This is a genomic window from Streptomyces sp. NPDC005899, assembly GCF_040629645.1.
GTDB lineage: Bacteria > Actinomycetota > Actinomycetes > Streptomycetales > Streptomycetaceae > Streptomyces.
Genome location: NZ_JBEXWB010000713.1, coordinates 1 through 1,063, shown reverse-complemented (window position 1 = coordinate 1,063; position 1,063 = coordinate 1). Strand labels below are relative to the sequence as shown.

General features: G+C 77.3%; 1 pseudogene. It reads left to right on the top strand.

Going from position 1 to position 1,063, the window contains the following annotated elements:
• Positions 1–955, top strand: a pseudogene (locus tag ABZ371_RS32860) (DNA-directed RNA polymerase sigma-70 factor); the annotation flags it as partial.
• Positions 956–1,063 lie beyond the last annotated feature (108 nt).

The window sequence follows — 1,063 nt, the reverse complement described above, 5'->3', positions numbered from 1 at the left end:
CGCAACTGACGGCACGGGCCCCGCCGCCACCGCGACGGGTGCCCGGTCGCACCGCCCCGAGCCGTCCGTGTCCGTGTCCGTGCCCGCTCCTGCGCATGCGCCCCCATCCGCGCCCGCGCCCGTGTCGGGCGGGGTGTCCACGGCCGAGGAGGCGTTCGACGCCCTGTACGCGCGGACCGCACCGGGGCTCGTCCGCCAGACGTACGTACTGACCGGACGCCGGGCCCTCTCCCGGGAGGCCGTCGAACACGCCTTTCAGCTCGCCTGGCAACGCTGGCCCGAGGTCGCCAGGGACCGCGATCCCGCCGGATGGGTGCGGGCGGCGGCGTACGAGTACGCCATGTCGCCCTGGCACCGGCTGCGCCGCGCGCACCGCCGCCCCGACGCACTCCCCGAGGACCCGGGGCGGCGGGCACTGCTGGAGGCACTGCTCGCCATGCCACCCGCGCGGCGCCGCACCCTGCTGCTCTACGACGGCGTGGGCCTCGACCTGCCCGAGACGGCGGCCGAGACGGAGGCCAGCACGCCCGCCGCGGCCGGCCGGCTCATGCACGCACGGGCCGCCGTCGCCGAGCGGCTGCCCGAACTGGCGGACCGCCCGTCGCCCGGCGAACAGTCCGCGCTGCTCCGCGAGCGGCTCGGCGCGCTCGCCCTCGGCGAAGAGGTGCCCGCACCGCCGTCGGCCGGGACCGTGCGGACGGGCGGCGAACGCAGGGCCGGGCTCTTGACCCGGGCCGCCCTGTGCTTCGGCGTGCTGCTCGCCGGCGCGACCACCTTCACCCTCCAGACGGCCCCCACGCGGTACGAGGCGCCGATCGCACCGGCCGAACGCGTCGAAGGCGTCCCCGCGCTGGGCGGCCCGCAGAAACTGACCCCACAGGACCTGACACTGCAGAAGAAACTCCGGGGCGCACTCGTGCACGGTCCGGAACGCCTGGTGCCCGGTATGCCCTGAGGGGGTGTGTCCGCACGCCCTGGGGGGGGTGTGCCCGCGCCGGCCTCCCCCGGCGCCCTCCGCCCGGGCACACGAAACGGCGCGGGTCCGCACCCTTCGAGGGGTGCG